A 21,473-nucleotide genomic window follows, 5' to 3' on the forward strand; every position below is an offset into this window, starting at 1 on the left:
TAAATGACCAGTCTCCTGTAGAGTACAGAAAACTGGTCGCATAAGAGGTTTTTTCTCTTGTCCCATTATTGGGGTGCAGTGCCCATAAGAGGTTTTTTCTCTTGTCCCATTATTGGGGTGCAGTGCCAATAACTGCTCTGATCCTCATCGGATTGATCTTAGTTTCTTCAAGAAAGGAAACCGACCTGTAGAAAAGACCGGCTTCAGCAAAATTTATTTCACAAACTTTTGTAATATATATAAATATGTACTCTCGCCCCCACAAAGATGAGATTAGAGTAAACAGTTCATCCAATGATAAGTCGAAGATTGAAATTATTCACCCATTCCCTTTGAGCAAGTAAGACGTTTAGCCAAACCTCCTGATAGCGGTTGGCGTCAAATGATTAGAGGCATAGTTTCAATCAAACACACAGGTTACGACAGAAAATAAAGAAGGCCGATAATGCCTTCTTTGTTTTCTTAGTAAGATGATTAGGTAGGCCGCAACAAAGCGGCTACCGTCCAATGATTCGGTGCTTTAGCACCAATCATTGGTATCAGATTACATCATCCCACCCATCATGCTTGGATCCATAGCCGGTGCTGCTGGAGCTGGTTCTGGTTTGTTGGCTACCACTGCTTCGGTCGTCAAGATAAGGCTCGCTACGGAAGCCGCATTTTGAAGGGCTGAACGGCTCACCTTCACTGGGTCGATAATTCCTGCTTCAATCATGTTGACCCATTCACCTGTTGCAGCATTGAAGCCTGTTCCGACTTCTGCATGTTTCAAGCGATCGATGACGATTGACCCTTCATATCCTGCATTGTGGGCGATTTGGCGTACAGGCTCTTCCAAGGCGCGAAGCACGATGTTGCGTCCTGTCGCTTCGTCCCCTTCCAATTCAAGGGTTTCAACTGCAGAAATAACATTGGCAAGGGCCGTACCACCACCGGCAACAATTCCTTCTTCAACCGCTGCGCGTGTCGCATTGAGGGCGTCTTCGATGCGGAGTTTCATTTCTTTCAACTCCGTTTCAGTTGCAGCTCCGACCTTGATGACTGCAACGCCACCAGACAATTTGGCCAAGCGTTCTTGGAGTTTTTCACGGTCAAATTCTGACGTTGTGGTTTCAATTTGTGATTTGATCACGGCCACACGGTTAGCGATAGCTTCAGGATTTCCTGCACCTTCTACAATGACTGTGCTATCTTTGTCCACTGTCACTTTACTTGCTTGACCGAGCGCCTCGATGGTCGCATCTTTCAACTCAAGACCGAGATCTTCTGTGATAACAGTACCACCTGTCAAGATCGCGATGTCTTCTAGCATAGCTTTGCGACGGTCTCCAAATCCAGGAGCCTTAACAGCTACGACATTGAAGGTTCCACGAATCTTGTTCAAGACAAGCGTTGGGAGAGCTTCTCCATCCACATCATCCGCAATAATCAAGAGCGGACGGTTGCTTTGAAGGATACTTTCAAGCAATGGCAGGATTTCCTGGATGTTTGACACCTTCTTGTCGGTGATCAAGATATAAGGATTTTCAAGGTCTGCCACCATTTTTTCATTATCAGTGACCATGTATTGAGAGAGGTAACCACGGTCAAACTGCATTCCTTCAACGACTTCCAACTCTGTTTCCATTCCACGAGATTCTTCAATCGTGATCACTCCGTCGTTGCCCACTTTTTCCATGGCTTCTGAGATGTATTCACCGACTTTTTCAGAGCGAGAAGAGACAGCCGCAACCTGGGCGATAGCTTCTTTATTAGCAACTGGAATGGCATTGTTTTTCAAGGCTTCAACAGCTGTTGCAACCGCTGCTTCAATCCCACGACGGATACCGATTGGATTCGCACCTGCTGTAACGTTCTTGATCCCTTCACGGACGATGGCTTGGGTCAAGACAGTCGCAGTGGTTGTTCCGTCTCCAGCGATATCATTGGTCTTCGAAGCAACTTCTGATACCAATTTGGCACCCATATTTTCGAAGTGGTCTTCCAATTCGATTTCTTTGGCGATGGTCACCCCATCATTGGTGATCAATGGTGACCCAAATGATTTTTCAAGGACCACATTGCGACCTTTTGGTCCCAAGGTCACTTTCACAGTATCTGCTAGGATATCCACCCCACGGACCATGGCTGCACGAGCATCTGATGAAAATTTAATTTCTTTTGACATACATCTTTCTCCTTTCTGATTCTTTAGGCTTCAACAATGGCAAGAATACTTGCAGTCCCAACAATCGTGTACTTCTCATCGCCGTCTTTCACATCAACGCCTGCATGATTTTCCACCAAGACCGTATCACCGACTTTGACACTTGGTGCTACCAACTCGCCACTGAGGGTCCGAACTCCCTCACCTACAGCGATGACTTCTGCTGTTTTGGTTTCAGCTTGACTTACTCCTGCGATGACAAAGCCACCGACTGTTTGCTCTTTTTCTTCTACTTTCAAGACCACGCGGTCTCCTAATGGTTTTAACATGTCATTCCTCCGTTCTTGTATTTTAGCACTCTTCAACATCGAGTGCTAACTCATGTTTCTATTGTATCACTTGGTCAAAAATAGTCAAGAAAAAAACACCTCAATCTCTTCGAAGTGTTTTCGATTTCTAGCCAACCAAATTTAGTTTTTGTTGGTAAGCTTGGATGACTTTTTGTAAGTTGGCTCGACCACGATACATCCCATACCCCACTAGCAACATCCCTGCTATTCCAATCAGGGCAACCAAGCTACCTAAGATCAAAAATAGGAGGGAAGTCTTGTGAAAGAAATAAATCAGCAGTCCACCAATACTGGCCATGAGAAAGAGCACACTAAACCAGCGACCCAAGTTTTCCAACATATGGCGTTGGTAGCGAATTTCCGTCTCATACCCTTTTATTAATTCTTGTCTGGTGTGCATAGATGCCTCCTTCAATAAAAATTGAGAATGAAGTATTCGTAAAGGAGGTCACGTACTTCATTCTCAATGCTCCGGTTGCAATAAACTGTTTCCAGTTTTCTCTTAGTATTTGAGACCTGGATCAAAGATTCCAAGAGCTACCCCAGCTAAGGCGATGATGACTAAGAGAAGCATGACCTTGTTTGGTGAGACTTTCTTCTTCGCCATGAGCCACCAGCAAAGCGTGATAAAGGCAGCAGTCAAGAGACCTGGATAGACGCCATCAATCTTTTCTTGGATTTTAAGGAAGGCTTCTCCGTCAGCATTTTTGAATTCGAGGGCTGTTGTAACAGAGACCCAAGTCGCTGCTACGGCACCGATGACCATACCACCGACCACACTAATCGCTTTACGAAGGGCTTGTCCTTTTGGTCCTACAAGGAATTCAACAGCCTTGTCCCCTAAGTGATACCCTTTGAAGAAGGCGAAACGCATGCCTAAGTAGACCAAGAGGTTCCAAACGACGATATAGAAGAGAGCTCCTGCAATGTTTCCGCCTTTAGAAAGACCAAGGGCAATCCCGAGAAGTACAGGGATTAAGGTCCCAACAACCAAGGAGTCCCCAATCCCAGCGATTGGGCCCATCAAACCAGCACGCATCCCGTTGATGGTTTCGCCATCTACTGCTTCTCCATTGGCACGCGCTTCTTCCAAACCAGCTGTGATCCCTACAACCAATGATCCCAATTGTGGTTCCGTGTTGAAGAAGGCTGTATAGGTTTGCATAGCTTCTTTTTGTTCTTCTTTGGAATCATACATTTCTTCCACGATTGGAAGCATCGAAGTCAAATACCCAAAGGTTTGCATATGTTCTTGAGAGAAACAAGTCAAGTGACCATAATACCAATGATGGAATGCTTTGGTTAGCGTTTTCTTTGAAATTTTCTTTTTGTCAGCCATCTTAGATATCCTCCTCATCATCGTCAAAGTCATTTACTCCAGCAGGGACGACTTTCATTGTTTTAATCACTTCAAGTTCATAGTAGATCACTGCAAAGATCAATGAAACTACCGCACTCGCTACCAAGTTCAAGCCAAGAGATTTTGCCAAGGTAAATCCAACAAAGAATGGAATGAAGTCTCTCACTTCGGTAACGATTTGCTTCAAGAGGATGGCAATACCAACACATGGAAGAAGGGCACCGACTGTAAAGAGGGCTTTCATCCAGTAACCATCCATTGGAAGGTATTGTTTCATCAAATCCACCATGTTTTCACCGTATTTGGTGATAATCATGGTTGGAAGGAAGGAGAAGAGGAAGTGAGAAATCCATGGGTAAACCCAGTCAACTGCGTAGAGTTTTTTGAAGTTTCCCTCTTCAACGGCTTTCCAGCCGATATGTTGCCAAAGCAAGTTCATGGTTGCAGTACCGTAGAAAAGAACGGTACCGATAGTCCCAACGGCTGCACCGATTGGGGCTGCTGCCGCTGCAATTGCTGCCTCACCAGTAATATTGTTGGCATGAACAAATAAGATGGAAAGAGGAATTCCGATATAAGAAATAGCCCGTACATCGGCAGATACAGTTCCACCAGGTGTTACCAAAGCGATATAAACGACCTGAAGGGCAACCCCGACCATGATACCGGTTGTCACATCTCCAAGGATTAACCCTGAGATCAACCCACCAACTAGGGGACGACCAAGTGTATAGTTCCCGATACTGGAACCACCCATACCAGGCATTGAAGACAAGCTGGCGAAAATACCAAGCAAGATTGCTTGAATCCATGAAATTGTCATAACAAACGCTCCTTTTGTTTGTAAGTATAGTTTAGTGACGAAGAGCTAGGATACTCCCCTCTCTAGAATCCGAATTTTGATTTAAAATCATCCCAGTAACCGATGGATACATCTGGAAGCAACTGGAATTTCACCTTGTAGCCTGCAGCCTGAATGGCTTCGATGGCTTCTGCTTCTTCCTGGGTGATGGATTGGTTATTTCCCAATTTCACAGCACCCGGACGGTCATTTGCAGGACCGACAATGATTTCTTTGACATCGCCTGGGACAAACCCTTGGTCTACCAAAATTTCTTTCATATCGATGGGGTTCTTAGTAATCAAGAAATAGCGAGTTTCTGATTCCGTTACTTTTGCAGATTTTTCTTTGAAAGCTTCCTTGGTCCAGACAAAGGTTTTTTTATCTGAAGCCCCTTTATAGGCTTGGATCAAGACCTTATTAGAAGCTGCTGCGTCGTTGACAGCGATCAAGCCATCACAAGGCTTTTCTTTAGCCCATCGAGTTACTGTTTGACCGTGGATCATACGGTCGTCAATCCGTACAAATGATACTACCATTTTCTAACCTCCCTTAGTTAAATATCATCATCTTCTTCATCGTCACCCTCTACCGGGGCAAGGGCAAATTCTTGCAAGGCAGTGGAAGCTTCGGATAAAATCACCTGGGCTAAATCAGCCCCCTCCATCATGTCCTTCATCACAACTGCTGTCAACGCCATGGTCAAGTTCATTCCACCTAAGATCAAGGCTGTACTCAGCTTTCCTTGCTCCTCTAGCACTGTCGCTGCCGTTGTCAAAGGACTGCCACCTACAATGTCTGCTAGAACTAAGACAGAGTCCTCATCTGTTAAATGGGAAATCGCCTGACGAAAATCATGAGCAAAATCATCTACCGATTTGCCTTCTTTCAGTCCGACCGCAATCACCTGATCTATCTTATCCCCAGCAAACATTGCCAGCGAACTTTTCAGACCTTCTGCCAGTCCACCATGACTGACCAATACCAGATACTTCATCCTTTCTCCTCCTTTATGATGACCTTATTGTATTGTTTTTGAAAGCGTTTTACTATTGTCATTTGTCACAAAGAAAAGTTGACATCTGTCAATAAAAAAATGACATCTGTCACTTGACAGATGCCTAGTTGCTCTTAACGAAACTTCTCCCGAAGCATTTCCTCAATAATCTTTTGAATTTGAGGCAATTGATTATCAATATCCTTTGCTTTTAGAGCATTATAAATCAAATAATCCAATCGATCCCAGATATCATCGGGTAGGTTGCCAGGAGTACTTAGGACAGCCTTTTTCATAATCTGGTCCAGGGTCCGATTCGTCAAGGAATCAACCCCGAAATCATCCGCTTTAAGAAGGTCCCGACTTTCCGAACTATTGACCACCGAAGGGAGGACAGAGGTCCCCTGCGACTGCCGGAAGAGGTCCTGCTGGACCTGCTGGTCCTGGGTCAAAAATTCCATGAATTCCTTGGCCTCCTTGCTAGCACTGGCCCGAGAAGACAGAGCAAACAAGGACGTATCCACTAAGGTTGACGGAGTTGATCCAGAAGCCCCGGGCATAGGGATACAGGTCCAAGTGAAATTTGAATATTTGGCAACATGATAGGGATAAGGTTTATAAGTTCGGTACTGGGCCAAGGTCATCGGATAAAAAGCGACCTTGCCTTCATCAAAATCCTTAGAAGTAACATTGAAATTCCCATGAAGGGCTTCGAGTTTTTCGACAAAATAGAGCGAGCGCTTCATTTCTTTACTCGTCAGATTAATGTTATCCTGACGGAAAAGCTGGCCACCATGAGCTGCCAAGGCCTCCCTCCAGGTATAATCTGTACTTCCAAACTGATCTAGCTCACCATCTCCATCTGTATCCCGCGTCACTTTTTGACAAATCGTATAAAATTCCTCCAAAGTCCACCCCTCTTTCGGAATAGCAATCCCTTCCTTTTCCAATAAATCTTTATTGACACACATCAAAACAGGATTGCTCTCAAATGGGAGGGCATACTGACGGTTCTTGTATTTACCTGCTTCTAGGGCAACTGGATAAAAATGAGAAGGATCGACCTGTTTGTCCATCAAGGGGGTCAAATCTTCTACCGCCCCACGCGCAGCTAACACCGGGAGCTCAGTACTGGATACCATATATAGATCTGGCTCCTGTCCATGGAGGATCTGATTGGCTAACCAGCTCGCATACTGATTCTTCGGAATCCCGCTTTCGTAGACAATCTTTACCCCTGGATGCGTTTTTTCGAAACGAGCAATCGCTTGGTCCAAGACTTTTTCTTCCGTTTGGGTGGGCACATCCCAGCTAGATCCAGCGTAGACCCCCAAGCGGACAAGCTTAGGCTGACGCTGCCACCAAATCCCTCCAGCAAGTAGAAAAAGCAAAAGCAAGCCTAGAAACAATCTGGAGCCTCGAATCTTACGTTTTTTCTTCATCGGCTATCACTTTCTGTTCCAAAGTCCTTAGTGGTCACACCTTTTTGAACAGACCAAATAGCCAACTGGGTCCGATCCCGCAAGTTCAACTTAGACAAAATGGTTGATAGGTAATTCCGAATCGTTCCCTCAGATAGGAACAATTTGGCTGCGATTTCCTTATTAGACTCCCCAAAACCAACCTGCTGGATGATCCGCCATTCGGTCAGGGATAAGTCGCTCACATATTCTTCAGAAACGGAGATTGTATAATTGCTCTGAGCCATCTGAGAAAAAATCTGAAAAACCTTACTGGCAATATTGGGGTTAATCATGGCTCCCCCATGATAGACAATTTGAATGGCTTGGTAGAGTTCCTCTGTGGAAGCCCCTTTGAGCAAATACCCTGAAGCTCCATATTTCAGAGCCCGAAAGATGAAATCATCATCGTCGAAGGTGGTTAGAATGATGATTTTTACCTCAGGGAAGCGTTCCTTGACTTCTTTTGTCGCCATCACACCATCCATCTTAGGCATACGAATATCCATCAATACAACATCTGGTCGATCTTGGGGGATTCGCTCTAGCACCTCATGACCATCTGCCACTGCAGAAGTCACCTGAATATCTTGATGAGCAGACAAAATAATTTGGAGCGATTCGCGAATCAGCGCTTGATCATCCGCAATCATTACTTTGATCATAAAAGATTTCCTCCTTTTTCTTTGGGCAATTCAATTCGTGTATAAAATCCATTTCGATTGGCAAATTCGATCCTTCCTCCCAAGATAGAAACCCGCTCTCGCATTTGTTTCAAACCATAGCCAACCTGCAGGTGGTCAAAACCAACCCCATTATCTTGGAGAATCATGATATAGGCATCTTCCACCAAAAAGGAAATCTGCATATGGCTAGCATGACCGTGGCGGACAGAATTGGTCATGGATTCCTGAATCACGCGAAAGACGGTATCCTCCACCATGACATCCAGATCAACCTCATCCCAGTCATAGGTGAGATCGACTTGCAGGTGGGAGATGACTTGGTATTCGTGAACCAATTTCAAAACCGCATCCCTCAAGGTATGATCCTCTAGGGCACCTGGCCGAAGCTTGTTCAAAGAGCCCCGGACGTCCTTGATTCCATCCCGTACCACCGTAGAGACCGATTGCAGCTGGGTCTTGGCACGACCAGGGTCAATATCAATCAGAACCCCAACTGCATCAATCCCAGCAGAAATGCCTGTCAAGGCATGGCCTAGAGTATCATGAATTTCCCGTGCTATCCGCTTGCGCTCCCGGTCCTCCGCAATCTTTTCCGAAAGGGCCATGTAGCTATTTAATTCCGTATTAACTTGCGATACCATTTCTAACTCTTTTTCGATTCGATGGTGCTCTGCTACTACCGATAAAATGTAAAAGAGAAGAGAAATAATAAAGACAACCATATTTAAGGAAGCTAGCGCATTTTTAGCAAATAGAATAAGCATCCGAATCGATGAAGGATAAAAGGCGATATAGGTATCCAGCGAAGGCAACTGTACAACGAGAGAGAGAATGTCATAATTGGTCACAAGGAGGACTATGAAACTCAGAAGGATAAAGGCAAACCAGTAGCGCCTGTCCTTGGAACTACTAAACTCTTTAGAACCATAAAAGATATCAGCAAATACCAAGAGGATGATCCCATTGTAGGAGAAGCTGAGGGACATCATGACACCTAACATCAGCAATATTTCTAGGATATTCCACTTGTCAAAAACCGACCACTCCTGTGTCCCTGGGCGCATCCGATAAAAGGTAATGAGAAGAATCCCTCCAAAGAGAAGGATGGAGATCCAAAAATTCTGAGCTGGGGAACTCGGTATTTCTCTCAATTGCTCCAACAATTGATAGCCTTGCCCCTTGGCGATGATGTAATTGGTCGCATGTAAGTAGAGCGAACTGCTAAATAAAATGGCGATGAAATTAATGATTTTTAAGAAAATCAAACTATAACGAATGCCGCGGAGCTTGGTCATTACTGCCACCCGTTGACATCGTATCGGTCAACATTATCCTTATCAATCATCTCTACTGGGATCTTATATTGCTCCTTGTAGGATTTACCTGTCCTCATGCACTCAATCACTTGCATCACCTGTCTTCCCATTTTAAGAGGAGATTGAGCAACTGTCCCTTCAATATCATCCGTCGTCGAAAGCAAAACCTTCATATCCGGAGAGCCATCGATTCCATAAATAGAAATCGGCATAGCTAATTGATTTTCCTTAATCGCTGCTAAAGCTCCGATGGCTGCCCGATCATTTAAGGCCACGACAGCATCAAATGCAAGACCGTCCTGAATGACCTGGGAAACAGCTGGCAGGGCCAATTCCGTTTGTCCACGAGTCTCTTCTCTCCCAACAATCTGATAGGCAGGTTCCGACTGAATCGTATCTAAGAACCCTTGAATCCGTTGCTCTGCCGATATCGTCCCCTTATGCTCTAAGAGGAGGATTTTCGCCTCTTTTTTCTGCTTCATCAAGCGCTGGGCTACCAAGACCCCTGCTTGGTAATTATCCGACACCACACTGGCATCTACCGTGAAATGGCTGAGCTGACTGTCCACTGCAATGATTTTAATCCCTGCCTGCTGGGCTCTCTTTAAGGAAGCAATGATTTTAGGGCTATCTCCTTTTACAGGATTAATCACAATCACATTGACCTTTTGTTGACGAAAATAATCAATCTGTTGACTTTGTTTTTCTTCGTCTAACTCTGGATTACGAACTAGAAGCAAGTCCCCTTTTTCGTCAGTCACTCGTTCAATTTCTGCATTAAGTGTTTGATAGAATTCATTGTTCATGGTCATGTAGGTCACGCCAATCCGCATCTGACCACGCACAGGCTTTAGTTGACTAGCATTCAAGTAGATGACCCCTACCACAAAAACCAGGCTCAAAAATATCGTATAGATCATCGCTCGATCGCGTTTCTTTTGATCAGTTCCCTCTTCCAACCCCATCTCTTCTCCTCTTAAAAACGAATTATTTTACAACATCAAACCTTTTCGTTCGCATTTAATACCTTTCATTATAGCATTTTTTAACAAGAGCTTGAAGGTCTTACGGAAATGAATGCGTTTTACTCCTCTTTCTAGACGATAACTTTTCCCTGCAACTTCAGCGAGAAGTTTCGAAAAAGAAAAAACGACACAGCTTACCAACTGCACCGTTTTCTTCTTTTAAAATGGAAGTTCTTCCTCTTCCAGGATGAGATCTGCTAGATCCCCTCCTGCCCCATTGGCCCGCATCGCTCGTTGAGCACGACTTTCTAAAAGCTGGAAGCCTTGACAGAGCACTTCTGTCACATATTGGGTCGTCCCATTCTTCTCATAACGTCTGGTTCGAAGCTCGCCATCTACTGAGAGCAAGCTCCCCTTGTTGGCATAGGATACAAGGGTCTCTGCTAATTTCCCCCAGACCACTAGGGTGATAAAGTCCGCCTCACGCTCGCCATTTTGATCCTTGTAACGCCGATTGACAGCCAGGGTCGCACGCGCAACGGACTTATCCGTACTGGTCTTATGAAGCTCCGGGTCAGCCACAAGGCGCCCGATTAAAATTACTTTATTGTACATATTTCTTCCTCCTACTTATATAATTCGTAGTTTTCTAGCTATTTGAGGAAAAAATAAAAAAAAGAGAGTGGGACAGAAATCGGTAATTCGTTAGAATTCGATTTCGTCGTCCCACCTCCGCACAGTTGAGTAGGGCTGTAAAAACTGATGAAATCAGCGTAGTAGAGCCCACTCAACCACTGCGTCTTGCTCGACAATCCAAAGACAATTGAGGGGCCGGATTTCTGTCCCACTCTCTTATCCTTGCCAGTGACGAGCGGGGTCAAATGGAGTTCCCACCTCTTCTGTATCCTGCAATTCAATAATACCACGTTTTTGTGGTGCATTTGGCAAGTGCAATTCGCGTGGGCTACACATCATGCCAAAGCTCTTTTCTCCACGAAGGGCTCCTGGGAAAATCAAGCTGCCATCTGGCATCATCGCACCTGGTAGAGCCACGATTGTCTTGAGGCCTTCACGCGCATTTGGTGCACCTGCTACGATCTGAACCGTCTTGTCTAGTCCAACAGCCACTTGGCAGATGTTGAGGTGGTCACTATCTGGATGAGCAACCATTTCAACGATTTGCCCCACGACAAACTTAGGCTCCTTGTCATTAACCAAGACCTCTGCAAATCCTTCAGCTTGTAATTCTTGATTGAGGCGTGCAACTTGCTCATCACTCAAGAAAAGTTGCCCCTTGCCGTCAAGGGCAAAGAAAGTCGAAGCCTCAAAAATATTCCAGGCCACTGTTTCTTGCTTGTCTTCACGGTAGACACGGGCTACTTTGCCTTTGCGCTCGACTGCTAACTTGGCATCCCCACTATTTTTCAAGGTGAGCATTAAGACATCACCGACTTGTTCTTTATTATAGGTTACAATCATTCTTTCTCTTTCTCCTACTTCAATCCTGCTAAAAATTCTGAAATCTGAGCCTTGGTTTTGCGATCACGATTGACGAAACGCCCCAGTTCCCGATCCTTGTCTAGGACCACTAAACTCGGAATGCCATAGATATCCCAAAGCTTAGCCAGGTCTAGATACTGGTCTCGGTCAACCAAAATGAAGGTAAATTCAGGGTTTTCTGCTTCAATCTCTGGCAAAAAGGGCTGGATATACCGGCAATCGCCACACCAATCCGCTGAAAAGAAGAAAACCTTCTTTCCTTCTTGCTCGACGTAGCGGGCTAATTCCTCTAAGGACTGTGGAATGATCATAGTTTTTCCTCTTCATACTGAAGGAGACCCTCTTCATAGACAAAGCGATAGTGGCGCTCATCCTCAAATACGATCCCTCCTACCAAACGCTCTTCGCTTGATTCATAGAGTTCCACATAAAGGGTCGCAATCTTCCCCATATTCTCCATTTGCTCACGGACTTCTGCGACTAACTCTTCTTGCGTCCGTAGACGTTTTTGATCTTTGGCAATTTTATAGGCCCCAAGGGCAAGAGCACTTGCACTAGCTGCTGCAAGGCTGGATAAAATGATTTTTTTAGCTTTCATACCTCATATTGTAACACAAAATACAAGCTGGGACAACGAAGGAGAATAGTTCTCCCCATCATGACGATCTGCTTTCATTCCCGTCAACTGCCACTACCATCTCAACTAAAAAAGTGATAAAATAACAATCAGAAAGAAGGTAACTTATGACTGATTTATTTTCTAAAATCAAAGAAGTAACAGAACTTCCTGCCATCTCTGGCCACGAAGCGCCTGTTCGCGATTATCTACGCAAACAGATCACTCCACATGTGGATGAAGTGGTCACAGACGGCTTGGGAAGTATTTTTGGGGTATGCCACTCAGAAGTGGCTGATGCTCCTCGCATCATGGTCGCAGGCCATATGGATGAAGTTGGCTTTATGGTCAGTGAGATCAAGGCAGACGGCACCTTCCGCGTGGTGGAAATCGGTGGTTGGAACCCTATGGTGGTCAGCAGCCAACGTTTCACCCTTTTGACCCGCGATGGCCATTCCTACCCTGTCATTTCTGGATCTGTTCCTCCGCATTTGACACGGGGCGCAAACGGTCCTGCCCTTCCCGCAATCGGAGATATTGTCTTTGATGGTGGCTTTGCCAACAAAGAAGAAGCTGAGAGCTTTGGGATCCGTCCAGGTGACACCTTGGTCCCTGAAAGCACTGCAATCTTAACAGCCAATCAGAAAAACATCATCTCCAAAGCTTGGGACAACCGTTATGGGGTCTTGATGGTCAGCGAATTGGCACAAGCCCTCTCTGGACAAGCCCTAGCAAACGAGCTCTATGTCGGAGCAACTGTCCAAGAAGAAGTCGGACTGCGCGGTGCAGGGACTTCTGTGACCAAGTTTGATCCGGAAATCTTCCTAGCTGTTGACTGTTCTCCCGCTGCAGATGTCTACGGAGGCCAAGGAGCCATCGGCGAGGGAACCCTCCTTCGCATCTTTGACCCAGGTCACCTCATGTTGCCAAATATGAAGGACTTCCTCCTCACCACCGCTGAAGAAGCCGGCATCAAGTACCAATACTACTGTGGAAAAGGCGGAACGGATGCTGGAGTAGCCCACTTACGAAGTGGTGGTGTGCCATCTACTACCATCGGAGTCTGCGCACGCTACATCCACTCCCACCAAACCCTCTACGCTATGGATGACTTCCTTCAAGCCCAAGACTTCCTTCAAGCCTTGGTCAAAAAATTGGATCGTTCAACCGTTGATTTAATTAAGAATTATTAATATTTTTCCAAAATAATTGTTTTAAACCCCCATTTTGGGGTTTTTTTGATATAATACTGAATGAATATTGCAACGGGTGTTCTTTTGCACTCCCCTTTCCCTATGTGAAAGGCGGAGCACCGCTAAAGATCACCCTCGCTTCTTTATTGGAGGTTTAAATGAAGAAACAAGCTTTTAGTTCCGAAAAGTATTTGAATTTGCAACGCGATCACATCCTCGAACGCATCAACCAATTTGATGGCAAGCTCTACCTAGAGTTTGGAGGAAAAATGTTGGAAGATTTCCACGCAGCTCGTGTCCTTCCTGGTTATGAACCAGATAACAAAATTAAGCTTCTCCAAGAACTTCGTGACCAAGTGGAGATTGTGATTGCTATTAATGCTAATAATATTGAGCATTCAAAAGCGCGTGGTGACCTAGGAATCTCTTATGACCAAGAGGTCTTCCGCTTGATTGATAAATTCAACGAATTGGGCATCTATGTCGGCTCTGTCGTCATCACTCAATATGCTGGTCAACCAGCTGCAGACCTTTTCCGCAAACAGTTGGAAAAGAACGGTATCACCTCTTACCTCCACTACCCAATCAAGGGCTACCCAACGGATATGGACCACATCATTTCTCCTGAGGGAATGGGGAAAAACGACTACATTCAAACCAGCCGTAATCTCGTTGTTGTGACAGCTCCTGGTCCTGGTTCTGGTAAATTGGCGACTTGTATGTCCAACATGTACCATGACCAATTAAATGGCATCAAATCTGGTTATGCTAAATTTGAAACTTTCCCAGTTTGGAACTTACCTTTGCATCACCCAGTGAATTTGGCCTATGAAGCTGCTACTGCAGACCTTGACGATGTCAATATGATTGACCCATTCCACCTCCAAACCTATGGCGAAACAACGGTCAACTACAACCGGGATATCGAAATCTTCCCTGTCTTGAAGCGGATGTTGGAACGCATCCTTGGAGAATCTCCTTACGCTTCCCCAACAGATATGGGTGTGAACATGGTCGGCTTTGCCATCGTGGACAACGATGCAGCGATTGAAGCCTCTAAGCAAGAAATTATCCGCCGTTACTACCAAACCATTCTAGATGTGAAAGCAGAGCGTGTCGGAAACGGAGCTATTAAGAAAATTGAACTCTTGATGAATGACTTAGGCATTTCACCAAAAGACCGCCAAGTCACCGTCCTTGCCCGTCAAAAAGAGGAAGAAACCGGTGAACCTGCCTTGGCACTAGAATTGCCGAACGGAGAAACCGTGACAGGTAAGACTTCTGACTTATTTGGTCCAACGGCAGCTGTTCTCATCAATGCCATCAAGAAATTGGCCCATATTGATAAAGAAACCAAGTTGATTGAGCCAGAATATGTGAAACCAATCCAAGGCTTGAAGATTAACCACTTGGGCAGTCGCAACCCTCGCCTCCACTCAAATGAAATCCTCATCGCCCTCGCCATTACCGCCATGAACCATCCAGAGGCAAATCTTGCCATGCAAGAATTGGGTCGATTGAAAGGGAGCGAAGCCCATTCAACAGTGATGTTGACAGACGAAGATAAGAACGTTCTTCGCAAACTGGGCATTCATGTGACCATGGATCCAGTTTACCAATACGATCGCTTGTACCGCAAATAAAGAAAAGCAAGGCTAGACCGTTGGTCCTAGCTCCATATACAGAAAATCCCCTGAGTGCCTGAACCAGTTGGCACCCAGGGGATTTTTCATAGTTTAATTGAATGGAAAATTACCTCTCCTTAAAAAGATAGAGACCCACAACCAGCATCAGAACAAGGAGAATGGGATACACCTCTTTTGGCAGTAAGTTCGTTTCCAAACTCAACCAAAGTAAAAAAACAGCCAAGACAATCGCGATCAACCATTTTACAAGATAAGATTTCATGACGCCCTCCTACTCCTAATCTATTTATGCATAGTATACTCCTGCTCAATTAACCTGTCAAGGTAAAAAAAGAGGCTGGGACAAAAGTCCTAGCCTCTCAATTATTTTTGGATTGTCGAGCAAGACGCAGTGGTTGAGTGGGCTCTACTACGCTGATTTCATCAGCTTTTACAGCCCTACTCAACTGTGCGGAGGTGGGACGACGAAATCGATTTCTAACGAATTACCGATTTCTGTCCCACTCTCTTTTGTTTCTTTCACAGCATCCCACAGTTGTCGGATCTGTTTTCTTTGGACAGGATCCACAAAGTAAGGAGCAATTTCATTCAAGGATTCTAGGACAAATGCCCGTTCTGCCACATACGGATGAGGGAGAATCAAATCTGGACTATAGAGGATCAAATCCTCCATATAAAGGAGATCCAAATCGATGACCCGTGGTCCCCATTTGATCTCACGAATCCGGCCCATTTCTAGTTCGATTCCTAGCAAGGTCTCAATCAAGTCTTGGGGCGTAAACCAAGTTTCGACCTCTACGACTTGGTTGAGGAAGCTATCCTGCTCGACCCCTCCCCAAGGTGCTGTCTCAATCTGAGAAGAGGTTTGGAGAATCGTAAGCCCCTTTTCTTCTAGTCTAGATACAGCCGTCTCCAACTGTTGTCCCTTATCGCCCATATTGGTTCCCAGACCAATAAAGGCTCGTCTTTTTTCTCGTTCAATCGTGACCGAACAAGTATCCAAAGGTAGAGGAACTGGCGCCCAAGGTTTTTTCAGCTCCAGTCGAGCCTTTTTGACAAAGTCATAGGTTGCAAAAATCTTCTCCACAAGCTGAAAAGCTACTGTCTCAATCAAATCAATTTTCTCAGCTTGAACCCAATTTGTCAGTTGCTCTGCTAAGATTCCATAATGGATTGAAGCCGTCAAATCGCCCGTCCGAGCAGACTTTGTCATCTCATAATCGACACAGACATCCAAGACAAAGCGCTGCCCCAATTCCTTTTCAGCGGAAAACACACCATGATAAGCATAAATTTCCAAATCTTTGATCCGTAATTGATCCACCATCGTCACCTCAGTTTATCTAGGGATTAGTGTCCCATTAGTTTATAGGCTTCGTTTTTCAGGTCTTTATCTGTCTCTAACAAGCCACGCGCTGCTGTCGTTACAGTAGCTGTCCCTGGTTTGCGTACCCCACGCATGTTCATGCACATGTGCTCTGCTTCCACCCAGACAAGGGCTCCCTGCGCTCCCAGATACTCCATCAAGGCATCCGCGATTTCCACTGTCAAGCGCTCCTGGATTTGAGGCTTTTTGGCGTACACTTCCACTGTCCGAGCTAGCTTAGAGAGGCCCGCTACGCGCCCATTTGGGATATAGGCAATGTGGACCTTGCCATAGAAGGGCAAGAAATGGTGTTCACACATCGAGTGGAAGAAGATATCCTTTTCTACCACCATATTGTTGTCCACAATCTCAAAAGATTTTGATAGGTGGACTTCCGCAGTTTGGTTGAGACCTGCAAAAATCTCTTGGTACATCTTGGCAATGCGTTCTGGTGTTTCTTGCAAGCCCTCACGGCTTCCGTCTTCACCGACTGCGTCGATAATCATCTTCACGGCTTCTTGAATTTTCTTTGTATCCATGTTATCTCCTACTGATTTCTTCGATTAGAAAGGCTCTCACCTGAGCCAAAAAGTACAAGGATCCCGTCACTAAGAGGAGATCAGATTGTTGCAATTTTCTTTCTAGATATTGGGTTAAAAACACCTTCCATTCTTGATAAGGCAGGCCTTTTTGATGGGCTATTTCCTGCATGTCTCTCACGGAATAGGCGCGTGAATCCTCAAAGGTCGTCAAGGTTAATTGACTCTTTTCCAATCCGCTCCATAGTTCTAGCATCTCCTCAATCGCCTTAGTCTGGATACAGGTAAACAAGACTTGTTTGTCCAACTGTCCATACCGTTCTTTTATGGTGGCTACAAGAGGGGCTACTGCATGCGGATTATGGGCGCCATCTAGAATGATGAGGGGCTGGGTCGAAATAACCTCTAGGCGTCCCGGCCACTGGACCCCTTCCCAAGCTTGGAGGATTTCTTCTCGGCTTAAGAAAGAGAGCCCCTTTTCTTGACAGAAGGTATCGCAGAGAGCCAGGGCCAGTCCAGCATTGTCGACTTGATGAAGTCCCAAGAGCCCTGTCTTTAGTTGCATTTCTTCCCGATACTGGCTCTGATAGCCAAAAACTTCCCCGTCTGCCAGTGACTCTTGGTAGCTAACTAAAAAGTCCTGACCTAACAGCTCTACTGGTGCCGATAAGCAGTTCGCCCGCTGCACAATGACTTCTTGGGCTTCCAGTTCCATCCGGCCTAGCAAGACCGGAATCTTTTCCTTGATGATTCCCGCCTTCTCTTGAGCAATGGAGGCCAAATCCGGCCCTAAGAGAGCCACATGGTCCAAGCCAATCGTCGTGATGGCTGTCAAAATAGGCTGACAAACATTGGTACTATCGAGACGACCACCCATGCCCACTTCCAAAATGACCACATCCGGCTTTTCTGCTGCAAAATAATCAAAAGCCAGGACGGTCAGCAACTCGAACTCGGTCAAGCCCAGCAAGGTCTGATCAGAACTGTTTTTTGCAAGTAAGTCCTGATAGAGGGACAGATAAGTTTCTAAATCCTGATCTGAGATGGGAAGCCCATTAATACTGATTTGCTCATGAAAGGAAACTAGATAGGGGGAGGAGAAAACACCAACCCGCAACCCTTTCGCCTCTAGTAAAGACCGTAAATGGGCTAGGGTCGATCCTTTTCCATTGGTCCCAGCTAGATGGATTACAGGACAGGCTAAGTGTGGGTTTCCCCTCAAGGCCAGCAGGGCTTCCATTCGCTCCAAGCCAAAATGGGGCTCGGAAGAACGATAAGTAGCTAACCAACTGAGATCTACTGTCATATCTCTTCTCTTTTCTTTAGCGATATTGTTTCAAATGAAGGTCCTGCGCTTGATCGGCTTGGTAGATCGCACTACCGATAGCTACCGCCATCTTATGGAGGGGGATATCATGCACACGCACAATTTCTACCCCTTGGCTGGCAGCCACACTCGTCAAATGACTGGATGCCAAATCCCGATTGTAGAATCCTTCTTTCGTTTCAGGGTCAGTCTCAAATCCCTCTTCTTCCAGAATATTAACCACAAAGCGCTTCCGAGAGACTCCTAAAAAGATTGGATACCCCTTAGCATGAATGGTTTTTAAGTCCTGCAAAAGTTGGAGGTTTTCCCGCTTGGTCAAGCCAAAACCAATCCCAGGATCTAAGAAGAGTTGATCCGGACTCAATCCCGCCTCCTCTGCTAGCTCAAGGCTCTTAGCAAAGAAGGTCCACATGCAGTCTTGGATAGAGAGACCTTCAAACTGCGCCAACTCCTCTGATGAAAAGGCCGGCTCAAAACCAAAGGTCGGAAAAATGACGGAACTTGGATGATGAGGACGAGCCATGACTGGATTAAACATAAGAATGGCTCCAGCCTGAGCTTCTGCAATCACCCCAGCCATTTGCGGATCTCCTAGCAGGCCTGTGATATCATTGACCAAGTCTGCGCCAGCTGCTAGGGCTGCACGAGCGACCTCTGACTTCCAAGTATCAACCGAAATCAAGATATCACTCTCTGCTCGAATCGCTTCAATGACGGGCACGACTCGCTGGATTTCTTCCTGAATTTCCAAAAAATGACTCCCTGGACGTGTGGACTCCCCACCAATATCCAGTATGCTTGCCCCTTCTGCTATTAACTTTCGAGCTTGCTCGAGAGCTCTATCTACCGTTTGGTAACGCCCCCCATCTGAAAAGGAGTCGGGGGTGACATTGAGGATGCCACATAGAAGTGTCCTATCCTTGCCTAGTTGTCTCCATTCACTCTTTGACATATCTTCCTTCATCTTTCTACAGAAATGCCAACCAAGCATAGAAAAGAGGTTAGAATCTTTCCAACCTCCGAGTTTGTCTCTATCTGCGCCTAGATGCTTCTTTGGTAGCTTACCAAAGCTTCTGAATAAAACCCATTGGTCCTATCATTCTACCATATTTTAAGCGGGAAGAAAAGAAACCAGAATAGTTATCAGAAAGGCAAAAGCATTCATGGTAAAGTGCAATAAAATCGAATATTCTACTCGTTTGTAGCGGTAGGCAACCCAAGTCAAGATGAGGGACATGCCCCCATAGATAATCCAGGAACCAAGATTACTTGGTGTATGTAAATAGGCAAAAACAAGAGCCCCAACCAAATAACCAATTTTTTCGTGCCCCTTAAAGATCAAGCGGGGAATCACAGCACGACAGATAATTTCTTCTCCTAAAGGTGCCACTACAACAATGAGCAAACCCATTGCCAGCTGAGGGGCCAAGGAAGCCACCCCTTGGATGGTCTCTTGGTTAGCTGTCGTCGCCTCTCCCAACTGTCGAAGAAGGTTAACCCCAAGAGCATTATTGGCCAGCAACAGGAGAAAATAAAGGAAATTTCGCCCAATATCTCTGCCTTTGATTCGTGAAAAATCTAGTGAATCAAGTGGACTCCATTTCATAAACCACCAAAGCAAATAGACGAGGAGCATGGTGACCCCAAGGACCAAACTATTGATCGTCCAATTTGACCAAGCATTTTCAATCCCCAAGATCAAAGCGATCATGGGTAGTTGAGTCGCTATAAATAACGGTATTCCAATTAGTAACCACAGACCATTTGAAACCCATTTTTTCTCCATCCAATTTTCCATTATTTTACCTCGATTATCAAACTATTTTTCTAGTATAGCATAGATGAGCTACTGGGGCAAGCCCAAGTAGAAGTCACACAAGAGAAAAAAGAGGCGCTTCAAGTCAGCCTCTTCTCTCTTGTTTTTATAGAATAAAGTCTTATCCCTTGTTTTTAAAGCGTTCAACATCACGTGCAATGACTAATTCTTCGTCCGTTGGGATGACCAAGACTCTCACTTTAGCATCCGCTGTTGAAATATCGCCTTCTGCACCAAAGACATTCTTTTCTGGATCAAGCTCACAACCAAACCAAGTTAAGCCGTCAATGACTTGTCCACGGATCGTTTTAGAATTTTCCCCGATACCAGCTGTAAAGATGATGGCGTCTGCTCCATTCAAGACAGCAAAGTATTGACCGATGTATTTCTTAATACGGTCGACAAAAATGTCGTTGGCCAAAAGTGCCTTGTCGTTTCCACTGCGCATGGCTTCGTGGATATCGCGCATATCACTAGAAAGCTCAGACACCCCTAGAAGACCAGATTCACGGTTCAAGATACGACTAATATCTTCTGGACTGTTGAAGTCCTCTGTGTGCTCCATCAAGTAAGGAATAATAGCAGGGTCAATATCCCCTGTACGTGTTCCCATCATGATGCCACCAAGTGGTGTGAAGCCCATAGACGTATCGACAGAAATCCCTTTGTCTACCGCTGTAATAGAAGCTCCATTCCCAATGTGGCAGGTGATTAATTTCAACTCTTCGATTGGTTTTCCAAGAAGCTTCGCAGCTTCGTGGGCTACATACTCATGGCTGGTCCCGTGAGCCCCATATTTACGAACCTTGTTTTCTGTATAGTACTTAGTTGGAAGAGGATAACGATAAGCTTTTTCAGGCATTGTTGTATGGAAAGAGGTATCAAATACAACAACGCTGGTAATATCTGGTAACAATTCTTTAAAGGCACGGATCCCAGCAGCGTTGGCAGGGTTGTGCAATGGGGCCAACAAAGAAAGTTCCTCAACCTTTTGAATGACTTCTTCATCTACAAGAGCAGACTCTTTGAAGTACTCGCCACCTGCAACGACACGGTGCCCTACTCCAGTGATTTCATCGTAGGAAGAAATAATATCGAAACGAATCAAATCATCGAGAAGGATTTTAACCGCTTGTGTGTGGTTCTCGATATCTAAAACCTGTTTTTCCGCTCGACCGTCAAATTTTACTGTCGAAATGGAATCTTTAAGTCCAATTCTCTCGATGAGCCCTTTTGCCAAAACTGTTTCTTCTGGCATTTGGTATAATTGCCATTTCAAACTTGAACTACCTGCATTAATTGCAATTGTTTTCGTCATTTTTTTACCTCTTTAAGCGTTTTCACTCCTA

General features: G+C 45.3%; 23 protein-coding genes and 1 pseudogene. 2 read left to right on the forward strand and 22 right to left on the reverse strand.

Features of this window, described 5'->3' with window-relative positions; all coding sequences use genetic code 11:
• Positions 1-544: 544 nt before the first annotated feature.
• The 15 genes from groL to QM873_RS08765 all read right to left on the reverse strand — a co-directional run bounded on the left by groL (position 545) and on the right by QM873_RS08765 (position 12,219).
• A complete protein-coding gene (gene groL / locus QM873_RS08690) occupies positions 545-2,167 on the reverse strand; it encodes a chaperonin GroEL (RefSeq protein ID WP_120701336.1) in 1,623 nt (540 codons plus the stop codon).
• A 23-nt stretch (positions 2,168-2,190) separates the two neighbouring features.
• The gene (gene groES / locus QM873_RS08695; RefSeq protein ID WP_414279168.1) at positions 2,191-2,475 is read right to left on the reverse strand and encodes a co-chaperone GroES; all 285 of its coding nucleotides are present in this window, start codon (positions 2,473-2,475) and stop codon (positions 2,191-2,193) included.
• Between the two features lie 127 nt (positions 2,476-2,602).
• Complete coding sequence (locus QM873_RS08700) at positions 2,603-2,896, reverse strand: hypothetical protein (RefSeq protein WP_048690545.1); 294 nt, start codon at positions 2,894-2,896, stop codon at positions 2,603-2,605.
• Positions 2,897-2,998: 102 nt separating this feature from the next.
• The gene (locus QM873_RS08705; RefSeq protein WP_042361448.1) at positions 2,999-3,853 is read right to left on the reverse strand and encodes a PTS system mannose/fructose/sorbose family transporter subunit IID; all 855 of its coding nucleotides are present in this window, start codon (positions 3,851-3,853) and stop codon (positions 2,999-3,001) included.
• Complete coding sequence (locus QM873_RS08710; protein ID WP_048789492.1) at positions 3,837-4,679, reverse strand: PTS mannose/fructose/sorbose/N-acetylgalactosamine transporter subunit IIC; 843 nt, start codon at positions 4,677-4,679, stop codon at positions 3,837-3,839. The genes QM873_RS08705 and QM873_RS08710 overlap by 17 nt, the downstream gene beginning before the upstream one ends.
• Positions 4,680-4,741: 62 nt before the next feature.
• The gene (locus QM873_RS08715; protein WP_006595112.1) at positions 4,742-5,236 is read right to left on the reverse strand and encodes a PTS system mannose/fructose/N-acetylgalactosamine-transporter subunit IIB; all 495 of its coding nucleotides are present in this window, start codon (positions 5,234-5,236) and stop codon (positions 4,742-4,744) included.
• A 17-nt stretch (positions 5,237-5,253) separates the two neighbouring features.
• Positions 5,254-5,694: a PTS sugar transporter subunit IIA gene (locus tag QM873_RS08720; RefSeq protein WP_006595113.1), complete on the reverse strand. Its 441-nt coding sequence runs from the start codon at positions 5,692-5,694 to the stop codon at positions 5,254-5,256.
• Positions 5,695-5,828: 134 nt separating this feature from the next.
• The gene (locus QM873_RS08725) at positions 5,829-7,136 is read right to left on the reverse strand and encodes an ABC transporter substrate-binding protein (RefSeq protein WP_006595114.1); all 1,308 of its coding nucleotides are present in this window, start codon (positions 7,134-7,136) and stop codon (positions 5,829-5,831) included.
• The gene (locus QM873_RS08730) at positions 7,133-7,819 is read right to left on the reverse strand and encodes a response regulator transcription factor (protein ID WP_006595115.1); all 687 of its coding nucleotides are present in this window, start codon (positions 7,817-7,819) and stop codon (positions 7,133-7,135) included. Before QM873_RS08730 ends, QM873_RS08725 begins: the two co-directional genes overlap by 4 nt.
• Entirely contained in the window at positions 7,816-9,135 is a 1,320-nt protein-coding gene (locus QM873_RS09960) for a sensor histidine kinase (protein ID WP_462217796.1), read from the reverse strand. Before QM873_RS09960 ends, QM873_RS08730 begins: the two co-directional genes overlap by 4 nt.
• Entirely contained in the window at positions 9,135-10,121 is a 987-nt protein-coding gene (locus QM873_RS08745) for a substrate-binding domain-containing protein (RefSeq protein ID WP_023022091.1), read from the reverse strand. The genes QM873_RS09960 and QM873_RS08745 overlap by 1 nt, the downstream gene beginning before the upstream one ends.
• A gap of 219 nt (positions 10,122-10,340) precedes the next feature.
• Positions 10,341-10,736, reverse strand: a complete 396-nt coding sequence (locus tag QM873_RS08750; protein WP_006595118.1) for a single-stranded DNA-binding protein — start codon at positions 10,734-10,736, stop codon at positions 10,341-10,343.
• A gap of 237 nt (positions 10,737-10,973) precedes the next feature.
• A complete protein-coding gene (gene ytpR / locus QM873_RS08755; RefSeq protein ID WP_006595119.1) occupies positions 10,974-11,600 on the reverse strand; it encodes a YtpR family tRNA-binding protein in 627 nt (208 codons plus the stop codon).
• Positions 11,601-11,614: 14 nt separating this feature from the next.
• Complete coding sequence (locus tag QM873_RS08760) at positions 11,615-11,932, reverse strand: thioredoxin family protein (protein ID WP_006595120.1); 318 nt, start codon at positions 11,930-11,932, stop codon at positions 11,615-11,617.
• Positions 11,929-12,219: a DUF4651 domain-containing protein gene (locus tag QM873_RS08765; RefSeq protein ID WP_006595121.1), complete on the reverse strand. Its 291-nt coding sequence runs from the start codon at positions 12,217-12,219 to the stop codon at positions 11,929-11,931. Before QM873_RS08765 ends, QM873_RS08760 begins: the two co-directional genes overlap by 4 nt.
• 146 nt (positions 12,220-12,365) lie before the next feature.
• Here QM873_RS08765 and pepA point away from each other — a divergent pair, with 146 nt between their 5' ends.
• Complete coding sequence (pepA, locus tag QM873_RS08770) at positions 12,366-13,430, forward strand: glutamyl aminopeptidase (protein WP_414279169.1); 1,065 nt, start codon at positions 12,366-12,368, stop codon at positions 13,428-13,430.
• Between the two features lie 158 nt (positions 13,431-13,588).
• Complete coding sequence (locus tag QM873_RS08775) at positions 13,589-15,073, forward strand: DUF1846 domain-containing protein (RefSeq protein WP_343094213.1); 1,485 nt, start codon at positions 13,589-13,591, stop codon at positions 15,071-15,073.
• A 109-nt stretch (positions 15,074-15,182) separates the two neighbouring features.
• Here QM873_RS08775 and QM873_RS08780 read toward each other — a convergent pair whose 3' ends face one another.
• From QM873_RS08780 to QM873_RS08810, 7 genes and pseudogenes are all read right to left on the reverse strand, one after another.
• Positions 15,183-15,338 carry a hypothetical protein gene (locus tag QM873_RS08780; protein WP_343094214.1) on the reverse strand — a complete coding sequence of 52 codons (156 nt, stop codon included), beginning with the start codon at positions 15,336-15,338 and terminating at the stop codon, positions 15,183-15,185.
• A 252-nt stretch (positions 15,339-15,590) separates the two neighbouring features.
• A pseudogene (gene folK / locus QM873_RS08785) lies at positions 15,591-16,400 on the reverse strand (2-amino-4-hydroxy-6-hydroxymethyldihydropteridine diphosphokinase); the annotation flags it as partial.
• A 26-nt stretch (positions 16,401-16,426) separates the two neighbouring features.
• Complete coding sequence (gene folE, locus QM873_RS08790) at positions 16,427-16,981, reverse strand: GTP cyclohydrolase I FolE (RefSeq protein WP_006595126.1); 555 nt, start codon at positions 16,979-16,981, stop codon at positions 16,427-16,429.
• Position 16,982: 1 nt separating this feature from the next.
• Complete coding sequence (locus QM873_RS08795; RefSeq protein WP_006595127.1) at positions 16,983-18,287, reverse strand: bifunctional folylpolyglutamate synthase/dihydrofolate synthase; 1,305 nt, start codon at positions 18,285-18,287, stop codon at positions 16,983-16,985.
• A 16-nt stretch (positions 18,288-18,303) separates the two neighbouring features.
• Positions 18,304-19,260 carry a dihydropteroate synthase gene (folP, locus tag QM873_RS08800; RefSeq protein WP_414279170.1) on the reverse strand — a complete coding sequence of 319 codons (957 nt, stop codon included), beginning with the start codon at positions 19,258-19,260 and terminating at the stop codon, positions 18,304-18,306.
• A gap of 159 nt (positions 19,261-19,419) precedes the next feature.
• Entirely contained in the window at positions 19,420-20,094 is a 675-nt protein-coding gene (locus tag QM873_RS08805) for a CPBP family intramembrane glutamic endopeptidase (protein WP_224781595.1), read from the reverse strand.
• 151 nt (positions 20,095-20,245) lie between these two features.
• Positions 20,246-21,442 (reverse strand): acetate kinase, encoded by a 1,197-nt coding sequence (locus tag QM873_RS08810; protein ID WP_023022080.1) that lies wholly within the window; start codon positions 21,440-21,442, stop codon positions 20,246-20,248.
• Positions 21,443-21,473 lie beyond the last annotated feature (31 nt).

It is taken from the genome of Streptococcus australis (assembly GCF_047463015.1).
In the GTDB taxonomy this organism is placed as follows: Bacteria; Bacillota; Bacilli; order Lactobacillales; family Streptococcaceae; genus Streptococcus; species Streptococcus australis_F.

Coding starts and splice junctions, on each gene's coding strand:
- groL (WP_120701336.1), bottom strand. CDS start 2,167: ATGTCAAAAGAAATTAAATTTTCATCAGATGCTCGTGCAGCCATGGTC.
- groES (WP_414279168.1), bottom strand. CDS start 2,475: ATGTTAAAACCATTAGGAGACCGCGTGGTCTTGAAAGTAGAAGAAAAA.
- QM873_RS08700 (WP_048690545.1), bottom strand. CDS start 2,896: ATGCACACCAGACAAGAATTAATAAAAGGGTATGAGACGGAAATTCGC.
- QM873_RS08705 (WP_042361448.1), bottom strand. CDS start 3,853: ATGAGGAGGATATCTAAGATGGCTGACAAAAAGAAAATTTCAAAGAAA.
- QM873_RS08710 (WP_048789492.1), bottom strand. CDS start 4,679: ATGACAATTTCATGGATTCAAGCAATCTTGCTTGGTATTTTCGCCAGC.
- QM873_RS08715 (WP_006595112.1), bottom strand. CDS start 5,236: ATGGTAGTATCATTTGTACGGATTGACGACCGTATGATCCACGGTCAA.
- QM873_RS08720 (WP_006595113.1), bottom strand. CDS start 5,694: ATGAAGTATCTGGTATTGGTCAGTCATGGTGGACTGGCAGAAGGTCTG.
- QM873_RS08725 (WP_006595114.1), bottom strand. CDS start 7,136: ATGAAGAAAAAACGTAAGATTCGAGGCTCCAGATTGTTTCTAGGCTTG.
- QM873_RS08730 (WP_006595115.1), bottom strand. CDS start 7,819: ATGATCAAAGTAATGATTGCGGATGATCAAGCGCTGATTCGCGAATCG.
- QM873_RS09960 (WP_462217796.1), bottom strand. CDS start 9,135: ATGACCAAGCTCCGCGGCATTCGTTATAGTTTGATTTTCTTAAAAATC.
- QM873_RS08745 (WP_023022091.1), bottom strand. CDS start 10,121: ATGGGGTTGGAAGAGGGAACTGATCAAAAGAAACGCGATCGAGCGATG.
- QM873_RS08750 (WP_006595118.1), bottom strand. CDS start 10,736: ATGTACAATAAAGTAATTTTAATCGGGCGCCTTGTGGCTGACCCGGAG.
- ytpR (WP_006595119.1), bottom strand. CDS start 11,600: ATGATTGTAACCTATAATAAAGAACAAGTCGGTGATGTCTTAATGCTC.
- QM873_RS08760 (WP_006595120.1), bottom strand. CDS start 11,932: ATGATCATTCCACAGTCCTTAGAGGAATTAGCCCGCTACGTCGAGCAA.
- QM873_RS08765 (WP_006595121.1), bottom strand. CDS start 12,219: ATGAAAGCTAAAAAAATCATTTTATCCAGCCTTGCAGCAGCTAGTGCA.
- pepA (WP_414279169.1), top strand. CDS start 12,366: ATGACTGATTTATTTTCTAAAATCAAAGAAGTAACAGAACTTCCTGCC.
- QM873_RS08775 (WP_343094213.1), top strand. CDS start 13,589: ATGAAGAAACAAGCTTTTAGTTCCGAAAAGTATTTGAATTTGCAACGC.
- QM873_RS08780 (WP_343094214.1), bottom strand. CDS start 15,338: ATGAAATCTTATCTTGTAAAATGGTTGATCGCGATTGTCTTGGCTGTT.
- folE (WP_006595126.1), bottom strand. CDS start 16,981: ATGGATACAAAGAAAATTCAAGAAGCCGTGAAGATGATTATCGACGCA.
- QM873_RS08795 (WP_006595127.1), bottom strand. CDS start 18,287: ATGACAGTAGATCTCAGTTGGTTAGCTACTTATCGTTCTTCCGAGCCC.
- folP (WP_414279170.1), bottom strand. CDS start 19,260: ATGTCAAAGAGTGAATGGAGACAACTAGGCAAGGATAGGACACTTCTA.
- QM873_RS08805 (WP_224781595.1), bottom strand. CDS start 20,094: ATGGAGAAAAAATGGGTTTCAAATGGTCTGTGGTTACTAATTGGAATA.
- QM873_RS08810 (WP_023022080.1), bottom strand. CDS start 21,442: ATGACGAAAACAATTGCAATTAATGCAGGTAGTTCAAGTTTGAAATGG.